Consider the following 3,424-nt stretch of genomic DNA (forward strand, 5'->3'; position numbering starts at 1 on the left):
GTACACAGTGCACTGGGTTATGTATCGCCTTTTGAGTTTGAAGCAATGTACTATGATAAGATTAACCCGTTAGGTCAGGTGGCCTAACTTAAATAAAAAAGTCTCCGACAAACCCGGTACGGTTCAACCTCTAGAATTTCACTGTGTCTTAAAATATCTGCAAAAAGTTCAGTGCTGATAATTGTTAAATTCATCAGACTTTACTCTGCGGTAAGCGACGAATTAAATTTTCTTTTAGGTCGAGTGCATTGGTATCGACTTTATTGAGAATGAGGTAATCAACCATATAGTTGACAGCCACATTGATCCCTTGTTCTGTACTAAGATCAAATGTCCCATCATTCTCTTCTAATAGATTATGAATCGTATCATCGATGATCTCTTGTTTTAGCTTAGCTAGCTCTTCAGAGCATTTGCGGTTCATTACTTCAGTCATGTTGGTTCCTTTGTTTTGGTTCACCTGAGCTTAGGTGAGAGGTTATAAATGCCACTAATGTGGTTTTGGTGTATCGTCTTTCGCCGTTGATGACTTGGACATTCAGTTTGTATCCATCTTGATGAAGGTATTGAGAGGGATTAATCATCAGATACCGATACCAAGCCTTTTGAGAGCGTAAAGGTAGCCATTGGGCTAGAAACCTTGCGGCTTCCCAAGTTGTAAATAATTCGTTTTGCATTACTGTTTTGACTCAAGCCATTCGATTAGGTCAGTGGTACGCCACGCGCTCACACGTTCGCTCAAGCGTACAGGCGCAGGCATATCTCCTTTACGGACTAAGTCATAGATGGTTGACCTGCCTAATGGTAAGATGCCTGAAGATGGAGGGCGGGCTTTGATTCTTCGCTCTAAACCGTCCTTGGTTTTATAGATGCGCTCTTTGTGTTCCGCGGTTGTGGCGAGTTGACACATTCGCCAATAATCACGTGCTAGTAAGCGTTTGTAGATGTTAGGATCTTGGGGGGACATGGATAATTCCTCATCATTACGGTAGTGTTTCGTAGTGATGAGGAGTTTAGAAGGATTTACTATTAAGGATGATTTAGAAATAATTTTCTCAAAAAATACATAAATTTTTTAATTTAATCATTTGTTTTTATTAAATATTTCAATTATATTTTTTCTTAAAACTTCATTGGCGTGTGTGTTTGCTTCATGCAAAATTTTATTAATTTTACTTTCATGCAATTTTGAGCCTTTAGGTTTCAGTAGTTTGATGATTTGATCAGTAAGTTGTTTTTGGGTAGCTCCAGACTCTTGCATAATAATATGTTTAAGTATCAGGATTAATTGATGTAGATCTTGCTTTAAATTTTCTTCAGATCTATCAATAGCATCTTTTGTCTTTGGTTTACGTATAAATTTATTCCAACTACGAGTAGTAATAAATAACTCATCTCTTGAAATTTTTTTTCTTCCCCATGTTAAATCTAGTTTTTTGTGGGCTTTCTCTATATCAGAGTAATCGGTATAGAATTCGGGAAATAATTCAAGTTCATTGACTTTGGTTCCAGATTCTAGTTTTCCTTTTAAAAATTCAATACGTGGATGGTTTTCTAGAAATACCCATTTGAAGACTGGTCTATGAATCAGCTCTTCAGGGGAAGGAAAATTTCTATATTTTTCTTTATCGTTGGCAATCTGATTTTCTAGATGTTTTAACTTTAAAGCATTCTGTGTTTGGGAAACACTAAGAGTATTTTTGGGATCTAAAATTACTTTTTCTAATTCTTCTGTATTTTCAGCAATAAATATTTGATTACCGTATTCAATTGAATGAACCAGTCCTGAAATATCATCAACTGAAGCAAAATAATTATTCACACGGTAGCAAATTTCCAATTCGCCCGAAGAGACTAAATTGGAAATTTTGCTATAACTACCGAGTTTATTTTTTACTTCATCAATTGGTATGTATTGCATTTGCAGCTACGATGCCTTTGCTCCTAAATGAAATGCAATGATATTGTCTTCACTCTGAGGTTTAAATACAGATACGTCTCCACCTTGACGTAAAGTATCCAAATAGTCAGCCCACAACTGCATCAGCTCACGTCTACGGCGTAAAAACTTAGTACGGTTGTAAGCAGTACCATTGGGATCACGTACTGTATGAGCTAATTGATGCTCAATAATATCTACTCGATATTCAAGCTCTTCACCTAAGATTGTGCGCGCCGTTGCTCGGAAGCCATGCGCCGTGTGCTTGCCTTTATAGCCAAGTCTATTGAGTGCTTGACGAATCGTGTCCTCGCTCATGCTTTCACTTGATGACTTAACACTTGGGAAAACAAATACAGAAGTAGTCCGCATATCTTCGAGCTGTTTCAAAATGTCAAAAGCTTGGCGAGAGAGGGGAACAATATGTTCTTGGTATGTTTTGGATGCACGAAAGCAAAGACGCTGATTCTCAAAATCGACGTGCTCCCATAGCAATTCACGGATCTCATTTGGACGTTGATAGATGTATGCTGAAAGCTTCAACGCAAGCTCTGTTCTTAAACGTGCACGAGGACTCTCCGCATGATATCGCCAAATCTTTTGGAGCATTGTTTTAAGCTCTGATTCGCTTACTACGGCGTTATGATTACCTTTAATAGGTTTGGGTAAGGTAATGTCATAAGCTGGGTTATACGTGATTAGACGGCGTTTAAACGGAAGTTTTAAAACCATACCCATAATAGATTTAACACGGCGAGCCGACTCAAGAGCACCACGCTCTACAAGGCTATTCGTTACATCACGCTCAAGCTGTTCGACACTTAAATCAGTCACAGGTAATTTGCCAATAAAAGGCAAGATATCACGATTGAGTTTGCGGATTGTCTCTCGGTCTACTTTACCTTCAAGCTCACGAATCTTTAGCCATTCAGTAGCAAATTTTTCAAAGGTATTCTCAAGCTTCGCTCTGAGTTCATCCCGATAGTGATTCCGTTCCTCTGCGGGATCAATGCCATCAGCAAGCATACGCTTTACTTCATCACGTTTTAGACGTGCTTTCTCTAGGGTGACTTCATCATAGACACCCAAAGCTAAGGTATTTCGTTTTTGACTGATTGGACGGCGGTAATCTAAACGCCAATATTTTGATCCGTTTTTATGAATGAAAAGATACAGCCCACCACCATCAGCATGCTTATTACTGCTTTCAGGATCGTAAGCTAGATTCTTAACGGTTTTAGCTGTCAGTTTGTTGGATTGCTTAGCCAATTTTTAACCTCATTTGACGGTATAAATTTCAGGAAAAAACGAAACTCCCCTCATTAATAGTAATGCCAGTCAGTTAAGCAAAAAAATGCAAATTGCTGTAAAAATGAGTGTATGCAAATACACTCATTTTTTTTATGAATTTATCACATCATTTAGATTTAACACTCCAACAAACATTACCCTCACTCTCACATTTCAATGAACTCATTGATTTAA

4 protein-coding genes are annotated in these 3,424 nt (G+C 37.9%); all 4 read right to left on the reverse strand.

Annotation, left to right across the window (positions count from 1 at the left end; all coding sequences use genetic code 11):
* Positions 1 to 193: 193 nt before the first annotated feature.
* Positions 194 to 436, reverse strand: coding sequence for a hypothetical protein (locus tag GBN19_RS15105; RefSeq protein ID WP_151778668.1), 243 nt, complete (start codon positions 434 to 436; stop codon positions 194 to 196).
* A 240-nt stretch (positions 437 to 676) separates the two neighbouring features.
* Positions 677 to 967, reverse strand: coding sequence for a helix-turn-helix transcriptional regulator (locus GBN19_RS15115; RefSeq protein ID WP_151778670.1), 291 nt, complete (start codon positions 965 to 967; stop codon positions 677 to 679).
* Positions 968 to 1,084: 117 nt separating this feature from the next.
* Positions 1,085 to 1,921 carry a hypothetical protein gene (locus tag GBN19_RS15120; protein ID WP_151778671.1) on the reverse strand — a complete coding sequence of 279 codons (837 nt, stop codon included), beginning with the start codon at positions 1,919 to 1,921 and terminating at the stop codon, positions 1,085 to 1,087.
* Between the two features lie 6 nt (positions 1,922 to 1,927).
* Positions 1,928 to 3,208 (reverse strand): tyrosine-type recombinase/integrase, encoded by a 1,281-nt coding sequence (locus GBN19_RS15125; protein WP_151778672.1) that lies wholly within the window; start codon positions 3,206 to 3,208, stop codon positions 1,928 to 1,930.
* Positions 3,209 to 3,424 lie beyond the last annotated feature (216 nt).

Origin of the sequence: Acinetobacter brisouii (assembly GCF_008993995.1) — a bacterium.
Taxonomy (GTDB): Bacteria; Pseudomonadota; Gammaproteobacteria; order Pseudomonadales; family Moraxellaceae; genus Acinetobacter; species Acinetobacter brisouii_A.